Source organism: Noviherbaspirillum sp. UKPF54 (assembly GCF_007874125.1).
Lineage (GTDB): Bacteria > Pseudomonadota > Gammaproteobacteria > Burkholderiales > Burkholderiaceae_D > Noviherbaspirillum.
Genome location: NZ_CP040128.1, coordinates 2,446,385 through 2,465,744, shown reverse-complemented (window position 1 = coordinate 2,465,744; position 19,360 = coordinate 2,446,385). Strand labels below are relative to the sequence as shown.

12 protein-coding genes are annotated in these 19,360 nt (G+C 63.0%); 6 read left to right on the top strand and 6 right to left on the bottom strand.

The annotated features are described in order from the left end of the window. Positions 1 to 24: 24 nt before the first annotated feature. The 3 genes from FAY22_RS11350 to FAY22_RS11340 form a co-directional block, all read right to left on the bottom strand. The gene (locus FAY22_RS11350) at positions 25 to 897 is read right to left on the bottom strand and encodes a zinc-dependent peptidase (RefSeq protein WP_146330305.1); all 873 of its coding nucleotides are present in this window, start codon (positions 895 to 897) and stop codon (positions 25 to 27) included. 40 nt (positions 898 to 937) lie between these two features. Next, complete coding sequence (locus FAY22_RS11345; RefSeq protein WP_146330304.1) at positions 938 to 1,363, bottom strand: YidB family protein; 426 nt, start codon at positions 1,361 to 1,363, stop codon at positions 938 to 940. A 98-nt stretch (positions 1,364 to 1,461) separates the two neighbouring features. After that, on the bottom strand, positions 1,462 to 2,187 hold the full coding sequence (locus FAY22_RS11340) for a 16S rRNA (uracil(1498)-N(3))-methyltransferase (RefSeq protein WP_146333413.1): 726 nt from the start codon (positions 2,185 to 2,187) through the stop codon (positions 1,462 to 1,464). 223 nt (positions 2,188 to 2,410) lie between these two features. Between FAY22_RS11340 and tkt the strand changes: the two genes are divergently transcribed. The 3 genes from tkt (at position 2,411) to lepB (ending at position 6,218) form a co-directional block, all read left to right on the top strand. Further along, complete coding sequence (tkt, locus tag FAY22_RS11335; RefSeq protein WP_146330303.1) at positions 2,411 to 4,405, top strand: transketolase; 1,995 nt, start codon at positions 2,411 to 2,413, stop codon at positions 4,403 to 4,405. 31 nt (positions 4,406 to 4,436) lie between these two features. Continuing rightward, on the top strand, positions 4,437 to 5,447 hold the full coding sequence (gap, locus tag FAY22_RS11330) for a type I glyceraldehyde-3-phosphate dehydrogenase (RefSeq protein WP_146330302.1): 1,011 nt from the start codon (positions 4,437 to 4,439) through the stop codon (positions 5,445 to 5,447). Between the two features lie 90 nt (positions 5,448 to 5,537). Further along, entirely contained in the window at positions 5,538 to 6,218 is a 681-nt protein-coding gene (gene lepB, locus FAY22_RS11325; protein ID WP_146330301.1) for a signal peptidase I, read from the top strand. Between the two features lie 3 nt (positions 6,219 to 6,221). Here lepB and FAY22_RS11320 read toward each other — a convergent pair whose 3' ends face one another. Genes FAY22_RS11320 through glnE form a run of 3 tightly spaced genes read right to left on the bottom strand, consistent with a single transcriptional unit; the run spans position 6,222 to position 12,439 of the window. After that, positions 6,222 to 9,428, bottom strand: a complete 3,207-nt coding sequence (locus tag FAY22_RS11320; RefSeq protein WP_146330300.1) for an EAL domain-containing protein — start codon at positions 9,426 to 9,428, stop codon at positions 6,222 to 6,224. Between the two features lie 40 nt (positions 9,429 to 9,468). Then, the gene (locus tag FAY22_RS11315) at positions 9,469 to 9,663 is read right to left on the bottom strand and encodes a hypothetical protein (protein ID WP_146330299.1); all 195 of its coding nucleotides are present in this window, start codon (positions 9,661 to 9,663) and stop codon (positions 9,469 to 9,471) included. Between the two features lie 55 nt (positions 9,664 to 9,718). Then, entirely contained in the window at positions 9,719 to 12,439 is a 2,721-nt protein-coding gene (glnE, locus tag FAY22_RS11310; RefSeq protein ID WP_146330298.1) for a bifunctional [glutamate--ammonia ligase]-adenylyl-L-tyrosine phosphorylase/[glutamate--ammonia-ligase] adenylyltransferase, read from the bottom strand. Positions 12,440 to 12,601: 162 nt separating this feature from the next. On the opposite strand from glnE, the gene FAY22_RS11305 reads away from it, so the two are divergent. The 3 genes from FAY22_RS11305 to tldD all read left to right on the top strand — a co-directional run bounded on the left by FAY22_RS11305 (position 12,602) and on the right by tldD (position 19,171). Then, the gene (locus FAY22_RS11305) at positions 12,602 to 16,774 is read left to right on the top strand and encodes a YhdP family protein (RefSeq protein WP_146330297.1); all 4,173 of its coding nucleotides are present in this window, start codon (positions 12,602 to 12,604) and stop codon (positions 16,772 to 16,774) included. Between the two features lies 1 nt (position 16,775). Then, positions 16,776 to 17,585: a carbon-nitrogen hydrolase family protein gene (locus tag FAY22_RS11300; RefSeq protein WP_146333412.1), complete on the top strand. Its 810-nt coding sequence runs from the start codon at positions 16,776 to 16,778 to the stop codon at positions 17,583 to 17,585. 125 nt (positions 17,586 to 17,710) lie between these two features. Continuing rightward, positions 17,711 to 19,171, top strand: a complete 1,461-nt coding sequence (gene tldD, locus FAY22_RS11295; RefSeq protein ID WP_146330296.1) for a metalloprotease TldD — start codon at positions 17,711 to 17,713, stop codon at positions 19,169 to 19,171. Positions 19,172 to 19,360: the final 189 nt, after the last annotated feature.

Genomic DNA, 19,360 nt, shown 5'->3' with positions numbered 1-19,360 from the left:
TAAAAACGATTGCAAAACCTTGGATTATAAATGCTTTCCGCCGGTTTCTTTGCCGCAAGGAGCGTTTTGCCAGTGTAACGGGTCCTGGAGGTAATACAGGGTCAACAAGCGGTAGATTTCCGGGTAATCCTCCGCCAGCGGGGCAGGCCCTACGAAGAACGCTTCCGACGCGACGGCGAAGAACTCCGCCGGATGCCTTGCCGCATAGGGATCGAGCGGCAGCTCGGCAAACAACTCGTCATACATGGCGGCGTCGGCCGGATGGTCGGCATCGAAGTCTTCCGGCAATTGCGCATCCAGCGCATCGACGCGGGCGACAAAATCCCGGTATGCGGCGGAAAATTCCCGTTGCCAGTGCTCGGCCCGGATATCCTTGTGATATGCGACGAGAAACGGCGGGCAGCCGTTTGCGGTGCCGTCCCGCATGTCTATCTTGTGGGCGAATTCGTGGATGACCACGTTGTAGCCGGGCGCCTCGATATCCTCGATGTCTTCACAAGACAGGATCACGGCGCCGCCGGCATGCACGGCTTCGCCGGACACCGGTTCGCGCCACTCGTGCACTACGCCGGCTTCGTCCATTTCGCTTTGTGCAATGACGAACGAGCCGGGGTAAATGATGATGCCGGCCATGTCGGCATATAGGTCCAGCGTCAGGTTCAGCACCGGCAGGCATGCCTGCGCGGCGATCAGCACGGCGATGCGGTCGGTCAGTTCGACACCTGCCGCGCCGGTAAAAGTTTTACGATCGAGAAACGTTTCGCACAGGGTTTTCAGGCGAGCCAAGTCCGGCGCAGGCAGTTGTGCCAGAAACGGCAGCCGATCCTGGCATTGCTGCCAGAGCGCCTCCGGGATCTCGGGTTTGTCGCGTTTGAAGAGTTGTCGAAACCATTGCATGAGGTCATTGTCGCGGAATCCGGCTCTCCGCGACAACGGGTCATTTCAAAAATCCACCGATGAAATGCTCCAGCAATTCGCTCATCGTGCCCAATCCGCCGCGCGGGATATGCCCGGCCGGCGTCAGGGTATCCACCATTTCCGGCAGCAAGCCGCTCAACTGGCGTGCCGTTTCATCTTCCGACAAGCCGCTTTCCTCGGAAATCTGCTGCAGGTGGCCTTCTCCGAGCGCTTCCTGCACTTGTTGCGGCGTGATCGGCACGTTCTCGCCGGTGCCGATCCAGGAGCTGAAGACATTGCCGAGCCCGGCTTCCTGGAAGCGCTCCAGCAGGCCATGCAATCCACCGTTTTGCCCATTGTTGGCAAGCAGCGAAAGTGTGGCTTGAATCAATCGCGTCCTGTTATCCGGTATCGGCGCCTGGTTGTTGCCGCTGAACATATCGGCAGCGCTGTCGAGAATTCCCATTTCATATCCTCCTGGTTCATTGCGCGAAGCTTCACCATAGAGGATAGAGACGATCTACGGCAGCAAATCCCGCCGCTGTTTGATCTTGATTAGGGGGATTAGATTCCACCCCAAATAGCGTTCAGTGCGGCAAGGGCGGCCAGGCCTGCGGTTTCCGTGCGCAAGACCCGTGGCCCCATGGAAAGTGCCAGAGCGCCGTGCGCCAGAGCCAGGTTTTCTTCTTGTTCGGAAAATCCGCCTTCCGGGCCGATCACCAGCGATACCGCCTGCGGCGGATGGTGCCGAGCCCAGTCGGGCAGCGATTGCGCGGCGCGGGGCGACAACAGGATGCGGCGATGCAGGTTCTGCTGGCCGACCCAACCGTTGAAATCGGCCGGTTCCGCCAGATGGGCGAGCCGGTTACGGCCGCTTTGTTCGGCCGCGGCGACGATGATGCCGTTCCAGTGCTCCATTTTCTTCGCGGCCCGCTCGGCGGACAGGCGTACCACGCAGCGTTGCGCGGCGAGCGGCTGAAGCGCGGCGGCGCCGAGCTCGACTGCCTTCTCGATGATCCAGTCCATCTTCGAGCCTTCCGGCAGGGCTTGTGCCAGCGTGACCGAGTAGGGCAGTTCCGTCTCGCGCGGCGAAAACGCCTTGACGTCCGCTTGCACGCGCTTCTTTTCGATCGCGCCCAAGGTCGCCGCATATTCGCCGCCATCGCCATTGAACAGGCTAATGGTGTCGCCGGGCGCAAGACGCAACACGTGGACATGATGCGCAACTTGTTCCGGAAGTGTGATGCTTGCTCCGATGGCAAGAGATGACGGGTAATAAAAACGCGGCATGATGGTGGCTACTTGTTCGAGGCGCAGGCGGGTGCGCCAAAAATATTTCATGAAAGACAACGGATTTTGCCGCGCCCTGCGCTGTCAGAGAGGATAGGGACGGCGGGTGCCGCGAACCTCTTGGCAAAAGTCAATCCTCGATTTTAATGGCGCAATCATGTGTCTGGTAAAATATCGCGCTTTGCAGTGTCCCGCTTCAACACCCGCCTTAACCAGATTTGACATGACTTCTTCTCTCCCGACCGACAAGATGGCCAACGCGATCCGCGCCTTGGCGATGGACGCAGTTCAAAAGGCAAATTCCGGCCACCCTGGCATGCCGATGGGCATGGCGGAAATTGCCGTGGCATTGTGGTCCAGGCACTATCGCCATAATCCGGCCAATCCGCATTGGATGAATCGCGACCGCTTCATCCTGTCCAACGGCCATGGTTCGATGCTGCAATACGCCTTGCTGCACTTGACTGGCTACGACCTGTCGATGGACGAGATCAAGAATTTCCGCCAGTTGCACTCCAAGACCGCAGGCCACCCGGAAGTGCACGTGACGCCGGGCGTGGAAACGACCACCGGCCCGCTTGGCCAAGGATTGTCCAACGCGGTCGGCATGGCGCTCGCGGAACGTCTGCTGGCAGCGGAATTCAACAAGCCCGGCTTTAACGTGGTCGACCACCACACCTACGCCTTCGTCGGCGATGGCTGCCTGATGGAAGGCATTTCGCACGAAGTCTGCTCGCTGGCCGGCGCGCTGCGCCTGTCTAAGCTGATCGTGCTGTACGACGACAACGGCATCTCGATCGACGGCAAGGTCGAAGGCTGGTTCCTCGATGACACACCGAAGCGTTTCGAAGCGTACAACTGGAACGTGATCCGCAATGTCGACGGCCATGACGTGGCTGCGGTCGCAGCCGCGATCGCCGAAGCGAAGAAATCCGACAAGCCGGTCCTGATCTGCTGCAAGACCATGATCGGCAAGGGTTCGCCGAACATGCAGGGCACCGACAAGGTCCACGGCGCGGCGCTGGGCGACAAGGAAATCGCCGCCACCCGCGAAGCGATCGGCTGGACCCATGCGCCGTTCGAGATCCCGGCGGACGTCTATACCGCATGGGATGCGAAGCAGCAGGGCGCCGCGCTGGAAGAAGAGTGGAATGCACTGTTCAAGGCCTACGACGAGCGCTATCCGCAGGAAGCGGGCGAGCTCGTGCGCCGCATGAAGGGCGAATTGCCGGGCAACTTCACCGCGACCATGGATGCCTACGTCGCCGCTTGCATTGAAAAGAAGGAAACCATCGCCACCCGCAAGGCCAGCCAGAACGCGATCCAGGCGCTGGCGCCGGTACTGCCGGAATTCCTCGGCGGCTCGGCCGACCTGACCGGCTCCAACCTGACCAACTGGAAGGAATGCGTGGCGGTGCGCGCCGAGCAGGCGGGCAACCATATCAACTACGGCGTGCGCGAATTCGGCATGAGCGCGATCATGAACGGCATCGCCCTGCATGGCGGCTACATCCCGTTCGGCGCGACCTTCCTGACCTTCTCCGACTACAGCCGCAACGCGTTGCGCATGGCGGCGCTGATGAAGATCCGCTCGATCTTCGTGTTTACGCACGATTCGATCGGCCTGGGCGAAGACGGCCCGACCCACCAGTCGGTCGAGCACGTGTCCAGCCTGCGCCTGATTCCGAACCTTGAAAACTGGCGTCCGTGCGACACCGTCGAATCCGCGATCGCATGGAAACACGCGGTGGCGCGCCGCCACGGCCCGACCACGCTGATCTTCTCGCGTCAGAACCTGCCGTTTATGGAACGCAGCGCGGAACAAATCCAGCATATCAACCGCGGCGGTTACGTGCTGCGCGATGCGGCAGATGCCAAGGCAGTGCTGATCGCCACCGGCTCCGAGGTCGAACTCGCGGTCAAGTCGGCCGACGAGCTGGCCAAGCAAGGCATCGCGGTACGCGTGGTTTCCATGCCGTGTACCGACCTGTTCGACCGCCAGGATGCGGCCTACAAGGCAAGCGTATTGCCGAAGGGCCTGCCGCGCGTGGCGATCGAAGCGGGCGTGACAGACTTCTGGTACAAGTACGTCGGCCTGGAAGGCGGCGTGGTTGGTATCGACACCTTCGGCGAATCGGCGCCGGCCGGCGTGCTGTTCAAGCACTTCGGCTTCACGACGGACAATGTCGTGGCCAAGGTGAAATCGGTGATCGCTTAAAAATTCGGCTTAACTACTTCAGGAGAAAACCATGACTATTCGCGTCGCAATCAACGGCTACGGCCGCATCGGTCGCAACATCCTCCGCGCTTTCTACGAAGGCGGCAAGAAGCAAGACATCCAGATCGTTGCGATCAACGACCTCGGCAATGCGCAGTCCAACGCGCATCTGACCCGCTACGACACCGCGCACGGCAAGTTCCCGGGCACCGTCGAAGTCGACGGCGATTTCATGGTTGTGAATGGCGACAAGATCAAGGTTTTCGCGCAGCGCAACCCGGCTGAAATTCCGTGGGGCGAGCTGAACGTCGACGTGGTACTGGAGTGCACCGGCTTCTTCACCACCAAGGAAAAGGCTTCCGCTCACCTGAAAGGCGGAGCGAAGAAGGTCATCATCTCCGCTCCGGGCGGCAAGGACGTTGACGCAACCGTCGTGTTCGGCGTGAACCAGAACGTGCTGAAGGCTTCCGACACCGTCATCTCCAACGCTTCCTGCACCACCAACTGCCTGGCCCCGCTGGTCAAGCCGCTGCACGACAAGATCGGCCTGCTGAACGGCCTGATGACCACCGTGCACGCCTACACCAACGACCAGGTGCTGACCGACGTGATGCACGAAGACCTGCGCCGCGCCCGTTCCGCTACCCAGTCGATGATCCCGACCAAGACCGGCGCCGCCGCCGCGGTCGGCCTGGTGCTGCCTGAGCTGAACGGTAAGCTGGACGGCTACGCGATCCGCGTTCCGACGATTAACGTGTCGATCGTCGACCTGTCCTTCATCGCCGCCCGCGACACCACGGTCGACGAAATCAACCAGATCATGAAGGACGCTGCCAACGGCGCACTGAAGGGCATCCTGACCTACAACACCGAGCCGCTGGTATCGGTCGACTTCAACCACAACCCGGCATCGTCCAACTTCGACGCTACCCTGACCAAGGTTTCCGGCCGTCTGGTGAAGGTGTCGTCCTGGTACGACAACGAGTGGGGCTTCTCCAACCGCATGCTGGACACCACCGTGGCATTGATGTCCGCCAAATAATCGGAACTTGCGCCTCAGTCAAAACGCCCCGCTTGCCGGGGCGTTTTGCTATATTGATCATCTTTCAATAGCGCAGACGAGGCCGCCGCCATGCTCAAACTCCGGAAACTGGTCGCTGAAAACAAGGGGTTCCTGTTCTTCGTGTTCGGCATGATCCTGGTGCGCAGCGCTGTCGCCGACTGGTATGGCGTGCCTTCGGGCTCCATGTATCCGACCCTGATGATCGGCGACCGCATCGTCACCAACCGGCTGGCGTATGACGTGAAGCTGCCGTTTACCGACGTCATCCTCAAGCATCTCGCCGACCCGAAGCGCGGCGATATCGTCACATTCACTTCGCCGGAAGATGGGAACAGGCTGGTCAAGCGCCTGGTCGCATTGCCGGGCGACGTGGTGGAAATGCGCGGAGAGCAACTGATCATCAATGGCGTGCAAGCCGCCTACGGGCAGGCCGACAGTGGCGCCATTACCCGGCTTTCTCCGGATTACGTCGGCCCGCAGCTGGTATTGGCAGAGCAGATCCTCGGCAGCCGGCGGCCGATCATCGTGATGCCGGAGCGTAAAGCCCTGCGCAGCTTCGGCCCGGTCACTGTCCCGCCCGGCCAATATCTGATGCTCGGCGATAACCGCGACAACAGCAAGGATTCGCGCTATATCGGTTTCGTCAGGCGGGAACTGATCAGCGGCCAGGTCAGCCGTGTCGCCTTTTCTTTCGATACCGGCCATTACTACCTGCCGCGCATGGACCGCATTGGCGCAGCCTTGCAGTAACGCTCATCCCTGATAATGCGGCCAGGCTGCCAGCAGCGCTTCTGCGTCGGCCGCCGGCAAGGGCCTGGAAAAGTAGTAACCCTGGCCGTATTCGACCTTCAGCGATTTCAGCCGTGCCATCTGGCTGGCGCTTTCCACGCCTTCGGCGATCGTATCCATGCCCAGCGAGTGCGCCAGGGTGACGATGGCCTGGATGATTTGCATGTCCTTGTCGCTTTCGTCCATGCGCCTGACGAACGAGGCATCGATCTTCAGGGAATTGACGGGGAAATGATGCAGGTAGGACAGTGAAGAATAGCCGGTTCCGAAGTCGTCCATCAGCAACCTGATGCCCTTGGCTTGCAGCTTGGACAGTACGGCGGAGGCTTCCTCCGCGTGGTCCATAATGACCGTTTCCGTGACTTCCAGCTTGAGGCTGTCGGTGCCCAGGCCGGTTGCGGCCAGCACTTCGTCGATCTGCTGCATGAGGCTCGGGTGCACGAACTGCCGGTCAGCGATGTTGACGCTGATATGCAGCGGCGGCAGGGCGGGAAACTTGAGCTGCCACTCGCGCATCTGGCGGCATGCCTCCATCAGCACATGGCGGCCGATATGCACGATCAGGCCGGTTTCTTCCGTGAGCGGAATGAATTCGTTGGGCGGGATCAGGCTGCCGTCGGTGCGCCGCATGCGCACAAGCGCCTCGAAGCCGCTGATCCGGCCGCTGGCAAAGGCCACGACAGGCTGGTAATACACTTCGAATTCCCGGCCCTTGACGACCGCCTGGCGCAGCCTGGTCTCCATGTCGAGCAGCGCGACCACCCGTTTTCGCAGGTTCGCGCCGAACACTTCGCAGCAGGCGCCGCCGAGCAGGACCGCCTGGTGGTTGGCGGTTTCCGCGTCGCGCAGGAGATCGTCCGGCACCGTGTAGGCGGCGTTGGAGAGGGCGATGCCGATGCTCGCCGTCGTATAGACCTCGGACTCGTCCAGCGTGTATGCCGCGCTCAATGCGACCTGCAGCTGTTCGGCGAAACGCGTCGCTTCGCTGGCGTCCTTGATGCCGTTGAGGATGAGGGCGAATTCGTCGCTGCCGAGATGGGCCGCGGTTTCGCCCAGGCGCAGGCCGGCTTTGAGCCGCCGTGCGACATGGATCAGCAACTGGTCGCCGGCCGCGCGGCCCAGGCTGTCGGTGATAACGCGAAAGCGGTCCAGCGTCAGAAACAGGACCGCGAAGCTGTAATCGCCGCCGAGCTTCGACTGTTCCTGCGTGTCGTTCAGGCGATCCAGCAGCAGCATCCGGTTCGGCAAGCCGGTCAGGCTGTCGTGCAGCGGCTCTTCCTCGATCACCGACGCAATCATCGCCCGGGCGGAGGCGGCGCCGATCACGCCGGCCAGCTGCGCTTCGGATGCGTTGACCAGTTCTGCGTCGGCTTCTCGCGGCCAGTCCAGCCCGCGCTGCCGCGCGTAGCCGGTGAAGGTCGCGATCGCGCGCTCGGGACCCAGGAAGCGGGACAGGAGCGCATGCAGTTCGGGCAGCGATCCGTGCGTGCGCCGGTTATTGGGTGCAACGTCGCGGCCATGCTTGAAGACGTCGACGAACAGCGCCGCCTGCGTCTGTTCCAGCGCGCTCTGGCCGGTCGTCACGGACACGCCGATATAGGCGCCGATGTTGGCCAGCATGCTCCACAGAATCGCATGCGTGATTTCATCGAGCCCCCGCAGGCCGAACAGCTGCTGCGGCTGCAGCAGCGTCAAGCCGAACGGCCCCGCGTCCAAAAAACTCATTGGTAGCCAGCCGGAATGCGCGAAGGCCGGCAGCAGCAGGGTGTAGGTCCAGACCAGGAAGCCCGCGCCCAGCCCGGCCAGGGCACCGGTGCGCGTCGCACCTTTCCAGTAGATGCCACCCAGCACGGCAGGCGCGAACTGGGCGACCGCCGCGAACGAGATCAGGCCGGTCGAGGCGAGAGCGTATGCCTCGCCCGCGAGGCGGAAATAGGCATAGCTGAACAACAGGATGAGCACGATGGTCATGCGCCTGACGCCGAGCAGCAGCCCGGACAAGTCCTCGCTTTCCGACAGCCGCAGGCGCTTGAAGCGCAGCAGCATTGGTATCACCAGGTCGTTGCACACCATGGTCGACAGCGCGATGCATTCGACGATCACCATGCCGGTGGCGGCCGAAAAACCGCCGACGAACACCAGCAGCGCGAGCGCCGGTTGCTGCCCGCTCATCGGCAGGGTCAGGATGAAGGTGTCCGGATCGGTTGCCTGCCCCGCGAAATGCAGCAGGCCGCCGAAGGCGATCGGCAGCACGAACACGTTAAACAGCAGCAGATACAGCGGAAACAGCCAGATCGCCTTGTTCAGATGCTGCTCGTCCACGTTTTCCACTACCGCCATCTGGAACTGGCGCGGCAGGAACACGATCGCCAGCATCGAAAGGAAGGCCACCGTAAACAGGGAAGCCCAGTTGTGGTAGACGTCGAGCTGTCGATTGCCGATGGTAAAGGCGTCGAGCGCCTGCGGCAGCGCCGCGGCCCTGGTGAAGAGGTCGCAGAAGCCGTCGTACAGCCCGTAGGTGACGAAGGCACCGATGCACAGGAAGGCGACCAGCTTGACCAGCGATTCGAAGGCCACTGCCGCCACCATGCCCTCGTGCCGCTCCGAGGCGTCCAGGTGCCGCGTGCCGAACAGGATGGTGAAGGCGCCGAGAATCATGGCCGCATAAAACGCGGTGTCGGCGATGATCGGCCCCGACTGCGGCGGTGGCGGCGTAATGTTCGGGTAGCCGAGCAGGACGTTGAAGCTGACCGAAATCGCCTTCAGCTGCAGCGAGATGTAGGGCACCACCCCCAGCGTCGCGATGGTAGTGACCAGCCCGGCCAGCGCCGCGCTCTTGCCATAGCGCGAGGAGACGAAATCGGCGAGCGAGGTGATGTGGTTGTCCTTGGCGATGCGGATGATCTTGCGCAGCACGATCCACCACAGCGTGGCCATCACGGTCGGACCGAGATATACCGGCAAGAAACCGATACCGCTGGTGGCCGCGCGCCCGACGCTGCCGTAGAACGTCCATGCCGAGGCGTAGACCGCCATCGACAGCGAATACACGTAGGGATTGGCGATGAAGCTGCGTCCCTTGGCGGCAGCCTTGTCGCCGCAATAGGCGATCGCGAACAGGGCGCCCAGGTAGGTGAAGGCGACCAGCGCGATGAGCCAGCCTGGCAACATTTATGCCCGCTCCGGCTGGTTGTCCGGCTTGCACATGGCGTTACCGCTTCTCGACCACGAAGGCCAGCAGGGCGATCAGCAACGCCCAGGCGCCGAACACATACAGGTACAGCACCGGGATGCCCGCCACCATGTCGGCGCGATTGAACAGGGCCAGCAGTGGATAGTTGAACAGCAGATTGGCAAGTAAAAAGAGCGCCGCGAGCCGTTGCCCCTTGGCATTTCGCTTGTTCATTCCGTTCTCCGTTCGCTTTTTCGCCCTGGCCGAAGACCGCTGCGTGCGGCTGCGATCATTCCAGGACGGCGGACCACAGCCGTTTGACGTGCGCTGCTTCGTTTTCGATTCGCCCGAAGTCGACGCGCGCGCGGTCAAGCCCCTGTAGTCGGATCTGGTGCTGCAGTTTGCGGAAGGCGCGGTAGGCCGACGCCACCTCGCCGGCCAGCGCCGCGTCGATCAGGCCCAGTTCGCCGCACAACCTGAGCAAGGCGATATTGCCGATGTCGGCGGTCAGCTGCGGATACCGCGCGGCATGACGCAGCACCAGGAACTGCACAATGAATTCGATATCGATCATGCCGCCCGCATCGTGCTTCAGGTCGAACTGCTGCGAGCGGTTCGGATGCGCGTCGCGCATTTTCCGGCGCATCGCGAGCACTTCGCTCTTCAGCTTTTCGGGATCGCGCGGCTGGCGCAGCACGGCCTCGCGGATCGCCTCGAAGCGCTCCCCGATGGCCGTGTCGCCCGCACAGAAGCGCGCCCGGGTGAGCGCCTGGTGCTCCCACACCCATGCCGATTCGGCCTGGTACTTCTCGAATGCGGACAGGCGCGACACCAGCAGGCCGCTGGCGCCGTCCGGACGCAACGCGATGTCGACATCGAACAGGATGCCGGATGGCGTGTGGCTGGTCATCCAGGTGATGAAGCGCTGCGCCAGCTTCGCGTACAAGGCTGGTGCTTCCGGATGGTCGTCGTCGAACAGGAAAATCACGTCCAGGTCGGACGCATAGCCGAGCTCCTTGCCGCCCAGCTTGCCGTACGCGATCACCGCGAACTTCGGTACCTCGACATGCCGGTTGTGGATCGTCCGCCAAGCGGCGTCGACGGTCGCGCCGACCAGGATGTCAGCCAGTGCGGACAGGTGGTCGGCCAGCCGCTCCACCGTCAGCTCTCCTTCCAGGTCCTGTGCCAGCAGGCGGAACAGCTGGGCGTGGTGCAGGTCGCGCAGCACGTTCATCTGGTGCTCGGTGTCGCCCGCGTGGGCCGCCAGCTGGCGCTGCACTTCGGCGGCGAAGGCGGTCCAGTCGGGCGCCGCCTTGAGCGTGCGGTTCTCCAGAAGCTCGTCCAGCAGGATCGGGTGGCGCGTCAGGTATTTCGCCGCCCAGCCGCTGGCGCTCATCATCCGGATCACGCGCTCCAGCGTATGCGGATATTCGGTCAGCAGGGCCAGATAGGCCGCGCGGCGCGCGATGGCTTCGAAGAAGTCGAGCAGTCGCGCGAGCGTGTCCGCCTGCCCGGCGGCGCCGGCCGCAATGAGCGGCAGCGCCGCATTGATGAGGGCCCGCAGCTTGCCGCGGCTGGCCTCGGGCAGCGACGCCAGTTTCGGCGACTGCAAGGTCAGCAGCAGGCGCTGCGCCACGGATGCCGCGTCGTCGAAGCCGAGCGCGGACAGGCGCGCCGCAATCGCGTCGGCGTTTTCCGCGTCGGCCAGCACCGGCTGCGCCTCGGATTCGCCCGCGCTGCCCTCGGCCTGGCCGCCTTTCTTGTCGCTGAAGATCGCGTCGAACTGCGCGGCGACGATCTTGCGCTGGATATCGAGCTCCGCCAGCAGCGACTCGACGTCCTGGTAACCCATCGTCTTGGCCACCGTCAGGCGGTCATCCGGATTGGCCGGGAAGGTGTGGGTCTGGGCGTCGTCCAGATACTGTAGGCGGTGCTCGACATTGCGCAGGAAGGTGTAGGCGTGCAGCAGCTGCTCCACTTCGGCACCGCTCAGCAGGTTCTTCTCCGCCAGCGTGCGGAGGGTGGCGCGGGTGGAGCGGTCGCGCAGCGTCGCGTCGCGCCCGCCGCGGATGAGCTGGAACACCTGCGCCAGGAACTCGATCTCGCGGATGCCGCCGCGGCCGAGCTTGACGTTGTTGCTGCGCTCCGGATGACGCGCTTCCTGGCGCGACACCTCGGCGCGGATCTGCGCATGCATGTTGCGCAGCGCCTCGATGGCGCCGAAATCCAGGTAGCGCCGGTAGACGAACGGCCGCACGATCTGGTCGAGCGCCGCGATATCTTCCGGCTGCCCGGTGACGGCGCGCGCCTTCACCCATGCATAGCGCTCCCATTCGCGCCCCTGCACGATCAGGTATTCCTCGACCATCGCCATGCTCGCCACCAGCGGGCCGGATGCGCCGTTGGGGCGCAGCGCCATGTCGACCCGGAAGGTGAAGCCGTCCTCGGTAATTTCGGACAGGGCGCCGATCAGTTTCCTGCCGAGCCGCACGAAGAATTCATGGTTGGAAAGCTGGCGCTGTTCCGGCGAGGAGGCGCGCGTTTCCCCGTCCTCCGGATAGACGAAGATCAGGTCGATATCCGACGAAACGTTCAGTTCGTCGCCGCCCAGCTTGCCCATGCCGAGCACGATCATTTCCTGCGGCTTGCCCGATTCGGCGCCGATCGGCACGCCGTGCGCCTGCGTCATTTCCGCCATCAGCTCGGCCAGATGGGTGCGAATGGCGAAATCGGCAAACCCGCTGATGGCCGTCATGACTTCGTCCAGATCGGCGCGGCCGGAAAGGTCCCGTTCGATCAGTCCCGCCAGCACCAGGTTGCGCACCCGCCGCATGGCGCGCGGCAGCGGCATGCCGGCCGCCGTTTCTTTTTGTAAAAGACGAGCAAAAATCGCAGGGGTAATAGATAATTCTGCAAGACACGTTACCATTTCCGCACGGGCCGGATCGGCATTGAGCCATCGTGAATAGAACCGGGAGGCAACGTTACTGGTCAAATAGGACTGGGTCACAGTATCAGGGATAAAAATTAAGAGGATGCTGTCTGCGCTTGGGTGCTCCGTCACCGGCTTCCAGATCAAGGAAAAAACGACAAGCCGATGATACACATGCGAACATGCCGCTCGCAATTCGAGACTATTTGACACTATTTTACGCTGGTGCCTTTCTGATTGATGTCCACCGACCAAATCACTTCGAACAAGACGACTGATCGGTTAGCCGCATGCTGGCAAGCACTTCGGGAAGGTTATCGAACTGCCAACACCGTCACCCACCACGCACTGGGCGCGCTGCTCAAGCTGGGCATTGTCGTCTACTTCATTTTTTGCATGCTGGTGCTGGCGCTGCGGTATCTGGTTCTCCCCAATATCGACAGCTACAAGCCCGACGTCGAGCGGCTGGCCGCTCGCGCACTCGGCAACAAGGTCACGATCGCGGACATCGACGCGTCGTGGGACGGGCTGCGGCCGCGCCTGGCGCTGCACGACGTCGTCATCCATGACAAGTTCGGCAATGCGGCGCTGCACCTGCCCGACGTGTCGGCGACCCTGTCCTGGTGGACGGTTCCCGCCGGCGACCTGCGCCTGCACCGGCTGGAGATCGTCCGGCCCGACATGGATGTGCGGCGCGACGCCGACGGCAAGCTGTACGTGGCCGGCATCTATATCGATACCGGCAAGAGCGGCAACGGCAAGGGCGCGGACTGGGTGCTGTCGCAGAACGAGATCGTCATCCGCGACGGCCGGCTGCACTGGAACGACTACAAGCGCGCCGCGCCCGAGCTGCTGCTGGAAAACGTTGACCTGGTGCTGCGCAACCACTGGCGCACGCATCGCTTCGCCCTGAAGGCGACGCCGCCGGCGGCGTTCGCCGCGCCGGTGGACGTGCGCGCGGCTTTCGAACACCCCGGCTTCGCGGCGCGCATCTCCGACCCGGCCCTGTGGAAGGGCGAGCTGTATGCGGACCTGCGCGACACCGACCTGACGGTCTGGAAGGCGTACATCGACTATCCGTTCGAAATGCAGCAAGGGAAAGGCTCGGTGCGCGCCTGGCTGGACTTCGATCACGCGCGGGTTGCCAATTTCACGTCCGACCTGAGCCTGTCGAACGTGTCGGCCAAGCTGCGCCCCGATCTGCCGACGATGAACCTGGTCGACGTGGCGGGCCGGGTCTCGGTGCGCGAGGAGCTCAACCCGAACCGCGCGGACGGGAAGCCGACGCTGGGGATGAATGGTCATGCCATTTCGCTGACCGATTTCTCGCTGCGCACGGACGACGGCCTGTTCCTGCCCAAAACCACGATCAGCGAAAGCTTCACCCCGGCGCGGCGCGGCAAGCCGGAAAAGACCGAGATCAAGGCCAAGCTGCTCGATCTGCAGACGCTGGCCAGCTTCGTCGAGCGCTTGCCGCTGCCGGCCGAGCAGCGCCGCATGCTGACCGATTTTGCGCCGCGCGGCACGCTCAAGGATTTTTCGGCGCAGTGGCAGGGCGCCTATCCCGCCATTTCCTCGTATAGCGTCAAGGGCCAGTTCGCCAGCCTGTCGCTCAATGCGCAGGAGGCGCGCGCGGCGCGCGCAAAGAGCGGCAAGACGCCGGCGCAGGCCGCCGTGCCGGCCATTCCCGGGTTCGACAACCTGACCGGCCAGATCGATGCCAACGACCGCGGCGGCAGCATCAGTCTCGCCTCCGCCAATCTGAAACTGCAGTTGCCCGGCTATTTCGCCGATCCCGTGATGCCGCTCGACCGGCTGCTGATGCAGGCGACCTGGGCTTTTCAGGGCAAGGACCAGCTCCTGGTCGACGTCCAGAAGATGGACTTCGTGCAGGACGCCCTGTCCGGGTCGTTCTCCGGCAAGCACATGATGTCGCTCAACGCCCAATCCGGCAAACCGAACGGCACGATCGACGTATCGGGCAAGCTGAACGGCCTGGAACTGCAGAACGTCGGCCGCTACCTGCCCCTGCAGACGCCGCAGGGATTGCGCGACTGGCTGCGCGGTGCGCTCGTGGGCGGCACCGCGCATGACTTGAAGCTCAAGCTCAAGGGCGATCTCGCGCAGTTCCCGTTCCAGCACCAGACTGCGGGCGACAGGCCTCGGGGCGAATTCAGCGTGGCCGGACGGATCGAGGGAGGCAGGCTCAACTACACGCCGGGAAGCTTCGCCAAGGACGGCAAGGCCCCGATGTGGCCATTGCTGGAAGAGATACGCGGCACGATCGCGTTCGACCGCACGCGCATGGAAATCAACGCGCACAGCGCCAAGACGGCCGGCGTGAGCTTGTCGAACGTTAAGGCCGTCATCCCCGACCTGGCCTCCCCGGACATGCTGCTGGCCATCGACGGCGATGCCGAAGGCGCGCTGCAGAATTTTGTCCAGTTCACCAAGGACAGCCCGGTGGCCGACTGGATCGGCCAGTTTACGGACGAAACCAGGGCCAACGGCAATGCCCGGCTCGACCTGAAGCTGCAAATGCCGCTGGCACATATGCCGGATACGAAGGTGAAGGGCACGCTGCAGTTCGCCGGCAACAACGTTACGTTGCGCAACATGATCCCGCCACTGCTGTCTGCTAACGGCAAGCTGGAATTCAATGAAAAGGGGTTCAACCTCAACGGGATCAAGGCCAATTTCCTTGGCGGCCCGGTCACGATTACCGGTGGCACCCAGCGCGACGGCAACATCGTGGTCAAGGCCGACGGCATGCTGTCGGCGGAAGGCGTGCGCAGGAATTACGGCGTGCAGCGCGCGTCCGAGCGCATTTCCGGCAGCACGCGGTACAGCACGCTGATACGCGTGCGCAATGCGCAACCTGATATTACGGTCGAATCGAACCTGGTCGGCATTGCGCTCGATTTTCCGGCGCCCTTGCGCAAGGCGGCCGGCGAGAGCCTGCCGCTGCGCTTCGAGCTGACTGGCTTGCCTTCAAATAACCCTGCTGTCGCACGCGACGACATGAAGCTGTCGCTGGGTAATTCCATCGTCGCGCGTTACGAGCGCCAGAAAACGGCTGACAAGGATGCGGATTGGCGCGTGGTGCGCGGCGGCATTGGCGTGAATGTGCCGGCGCCGCAACCGGATGCCGGGGTGGTAGCCAATGTCAATTTGAAGTCGCTTGATGTCGATGCATGGCGCCGCGCGATGACCGCCGTGGTGGCAAGCGACAGGAGCAAGGAGCAGCAGTCCGGCCCGTCCATTTCCCAATACATCGAACCCGGCGTCCTCGCGGCGCGTGCCGGCGAGCTGGTCGTGATGAACAAGAAGCTCGATAACGTGGTGGTCGGCGCGTCGCACCAGAAAGGGGTATGGCAGGCCAACATCGATTCCGACCAGGCATCGGGTTATCTGACCTGGAACGAAGCGCAGGCCGGCCAGGGGCTGGGCAAGGTGACGGCACGCCTGGCCTCGCTCATTATTCCCGAGGCGGCGGCGTCCGACGTGACCGACTTGTTGGAAGGAAAAAACGCATCGACGCAAATCCCGGAAGTCGATATCGTCGCGGAAAATTTCGAGTTGTTCGGCAAGAAGTTCGGCCACCTCGAAGTGGCGGCGAGCGACGCGGGCGGGCCGGCCGGGCGGGAATGGCGCGTCAACAAGCTTTCCCTCGTCAACGCCGATGCCGAATTCAGGGCGACCGGCAAATGGATTTTGCGCGGCGGGGAAAATGTTTCCAGCCTGGTCTATACGCTCAATATCGGCGACGCGGGCCGCCTGCTCGACCGCTTTGGTTTTGCCAATGTGCTGCGCGGCGGCAAGGGCAAGATGGAAGGCGACGTCAGCTGGAAAGGCCTGCCGTTTTCGCTCGACATCCCGAGCCTGTCGGGGCAACTGACGCTGAACATGGCGTCCGGCCAGTTCCTCAAGGTCGATCCGGCCGCCGCGAAGCTGCTCGGCGTGCTGAGCCTGCAATCGCTGCCGCGCCGCCTGGCGCTCGACTTCCGCGACGTGTTTTCGCAAGGCTTCGCGTTCGATGGCATCACCGCGTCGGCATCCATCACGCACGGCGTGGCCAAGACCGATAACTTCAAGATGCGCGGGGTCGCCGCCACCGTTTTGATTGATGGCAGCGCCGACATTGCGAAAGAGGCGCAGAATTTGCATGTGGTGGTGATTCCCGAGATTAACGTGGGCACGGCATCAGTCGTATACGGGCTGGCGGTGAATCCGGTAATCGGCGTCGGCAGCTTCCTCGCCCAGTTGTTCCTGCGCGATCCGCTGATGAAGGCATTCACCTTCGAATACCAGATCACCGGGCCGTGGAAGGACCCGGTGGTGACCAAGCTGCTGCGCAAGCCTGCGGTGGCGCCGGCCAGCGAGGCGTCGAACAATTTGGAGACAAGTGGCTGATATGGTCAAGGAAACAGTCAAGGTCGCCGCGGTGCAGATGGTGTCGACGCCCGTGGTCGAAGAGAACATCGCGACGGCGCGCCGCCTCGTGGCACAGGCGGCGTCGCAGGGAGCGCAACTCGTCCTGTTGCCGGAATACTGGCCGATCATGGGCATGAGCGAGGCCGACAAGGTCGCGCATGCTGAACAGCCGGACGCCGGGCCGATCCAGCAATGCATGTCCGACATCGCGCGCGAGCAGCGCGTCTGGCTCATCGGTGGCACGCTGCCGCTGGCGTCGGCCGAACCCGGCAAGGTCTTGAACACCACGCTGGTGTACGATCCCGCCGGCCAGCGCGTGTCGCGCTACGACAAGATCCACCTGTTCAGCTTCGCCAAGGGCGAAGAGTCGTATGACGAGGCGCGCACCATCGTGCACGGCAAGGAAGTGTCCACCTTCGACGCGCCGTTCGGTAAGGTCGGCCTGTCTGTCTGCTACGATTTGCGCTTCCCGGAGCTGTATCGCGCCATGGGCGATTGCGCCCTGATCGTGATGCCGGCGGCATTTACCTATACCACCGGCAAGGCGCATTGGGAAATCCTGCTGCGCGCGCGGGCGATCGAGAACCAGTGCTACGTGCTGGCGGCGGCGCAAGGCGGCAAGCATCGAAACGGCCGCCGCACATGGGGCCACAGCATGCTGGTCGATCCATGGGGGGAGGTAAAGGACGTGCTGCCGGAAGGCGAAGGGCTGGTAATCGGCGATATCGAGCCGCATCATCTTCACGGAGTGCGGGAAAGTTTGCCGGCATTAAAGCATCGCAAGTTGTGATTAAGAAACGTTCCTGACCGAAGCGCGCAGTGTCGCCTAGGGCGAACATGCGCCAGCCAGATGCTCTACAATTTATCCATCCAATCCAATCATCTCGAAGCCAAGTTGCGCGAAAGGCAGAATCCATGAATCTCTTCGAACCGAATCTTCAGACCTTGGCACAGGCGCGCGACGTGTTGCTCACTCCGTTCGGGCTGGATGAATCCAAGCTGATCAAGGCGCTGGGCGAGATCTTCACGCACCGCGTCGATTACGCGGACCTGTATTTTCAGTTCACCAAGAACGAAGGCTGGAGCCTGGAAGAAGGCATCGTCAAGACCGGCAGCTTCTCGATCGACCAGGGCGTAGGGGTGCGCGCGGTATCCGGCGACAGGACCGCATTCGCCTATTCCGACGACATTTCCGAGCGCGCGCTGCTGGAGGCGGCCGCCGCCACGCGCACCATCGCGCGCAACGGCGCGGGCAAGATCAAGGTGGCATCGGCCATCCAGGCCGCCGGCGGCCGCTCGCTGTATCTGCCGAACGATCCGCTGACTTCGCTCGACGCGACCGAAAAGGTCAAGCTGCTCGAAAAGGTCGAACGCATCGCGCGCGCCAAGGACCCGCGCGTGGTGCAGGTAATGGCGGGTCTGGCCGGCGAATACGACGTGGTGCTGGTAGTGCGCAGCGACGGCGTACTGGCGGCCGACATCCGCCCGCTGGTGCGCGTATCCGTCACCGTGATCGCCGAGCAGAACGGGCGCCGCGAAGTGGGTTCGAGCGGCGGCGGCGGGCGCTACAACTACGGCTATTTCACCGACGAGCTGCTGGAACAGTATGCGACCGAAGCGGTCGAATCGGCCATCGTCAATCTCGACGCGCGCCCCGCGCCGGCCGGCACGATGACGGTAGTGCTCGGCCCAGGCTGGCCGGGCGTGCTGCTGCACGAAGCGATCGGCCACGGGCTGGAGGGAGATTTCAACCGCAAGGGCTCCAGCACCTTCTCCGGGCGCATCGGCGAGCGCGTCGCGGCCAAGGGCGTGACGGTGGTGGACGACGGCACCATCGCCGATCGCCGCGGCTCCCTTAACATGGATGACGAGGGTAACCCGACCCAGTGCACGACGCTGATCGAGGACGGCATCCTGAAGGGCTATATCCAGGACACGCTGAATGCGCGCCTGATGAACATGCCGCTGACCGGCAACGCCCGGCGCGAATCGTATGCCCATCTGCCGATGCCGCGCATGACGAACACTTACATGCTTGGCGGAGACAAGGACCCGCAGGAAATCATCGCCTCGGTGAAGAACGGCCTGTATGCGGTCAATTTCGGCGGCGGCCAGGTCGACATCACCAATGGCAAGTTCGTGTTCTCGGCCAGTGAAGCCTACATGATCGAGGACGGCAAGGTCACCTATCCGGTCAAGGGCGCGACCCTGATCGGCAACGGTCCCGACGTGCTCAACAGGGTGTCGATGATCGGCAATGACATGAGCCTGGACAGCGGCATCGGCGTCTGCGGCAAGGAAGGGCAGAGCGTGCCCGTGGGCGTAGGCCAGCCGACCTTGCGCATCGATGGCGTGACGGTGGGCGGAACTGCCTGACCGAGGCATTCCGGCCTGCGCCGGAATGCCAGCCTTGGCCTCGAAGGCCATTTTGAGGTCGACAGCTTGCCAAAACCCTTGTTTTACTGCACTATTGACCGATACCAGTTGCAAGACACGTAAAAAATGACGTTCGCGCACTTTTACTTTTATTTTTACTTTAGCTATTCCAGCCCCATGGCGGTGGAA

What these genes read in the sequence shown, in the direction of transcription:
- FAY22_RS11350 (WP_146330305.1), bottom strand. Translation starts at nt 897, where the DNA reads ATGCAATGGTTTCGACAACTCTTCAAACGCGACAAACCCGAGATCCCG.
- FAY22_RS11345 (WP_146330304.1), bottom strand. Translation starts at nt 1,363, where the DNA reads ATGGGAATTCTCGACAGCGCTGCCGATATGTTCAGCGGCAACAACCAG.
- FAY22_RS11340 (WP_146333413.1), bottom strand. Translation starts at nt 2,187, where the DNA reads ATGCCGCGTTTTTATTACCCGTCATCTCTTGCCATCGGAGCAAGCATC.
- tkt (WP_146330303.1), top strand. Translation starts at nt 2,411, where the DNA reads ATGACTTCTTCTCTCCCGACCGACAAGATGGCCAACGCGATCCGCGCC.
- gap (WP_146330302.1), top strand. Translation starts at nt 4,437, where the DNA reads ATGACTATTCGCGTCGCAATCAACGGCTACGGCCGCATCGGTCGCAAC.
- lepB (WP_146330301.1), top strand. Translation starts at nt 5,538, where the DNA reads ATGCTCAAACTCCGGAAACTGGTCGCTGAAAACAAGGGGTTCCTGTTC.
- FAY22_RS11320 (WP_146330300.1), bottom strand. Translation starts at nt 9,428, where the DNA reads ATGTTGCCAGGCTGGCTCATCGCGCTGGTCGCCTTCACCTACCTGGGC.
- FAY22_RS11315 (WP_146330299.1), bottom strand. Translation starts at nt 9,663, where the DNA reads ATGAACAAGCGAAATGCCAAGGGGCAACGGCTCGCGGCGCTCTTTTTA.
- FAY22_RS11305 (WP_146330297.1), top strand. Translation starts at nt 12,602, where the DNA reads ATGTCCACCGACCAAATCACTTCGAACAAGACGACTGATCGGTTAGCC.
- FAY22_RS11300 (WP_146333412.1), top strand. Translation starts at nt 16,776, where the DNA reads ATGGTCAAGGAAACAGTCAAGGTCGCCGCGGTGCAGATGGTGTCGACG.
- tldD (WP_146330296.1), top strand. Translation starts at nt 17,711, where the DNA reads ATGAATCTCTTCGAACCGAATCTTCAGACCTTGGCACAGGCGCGCGAC.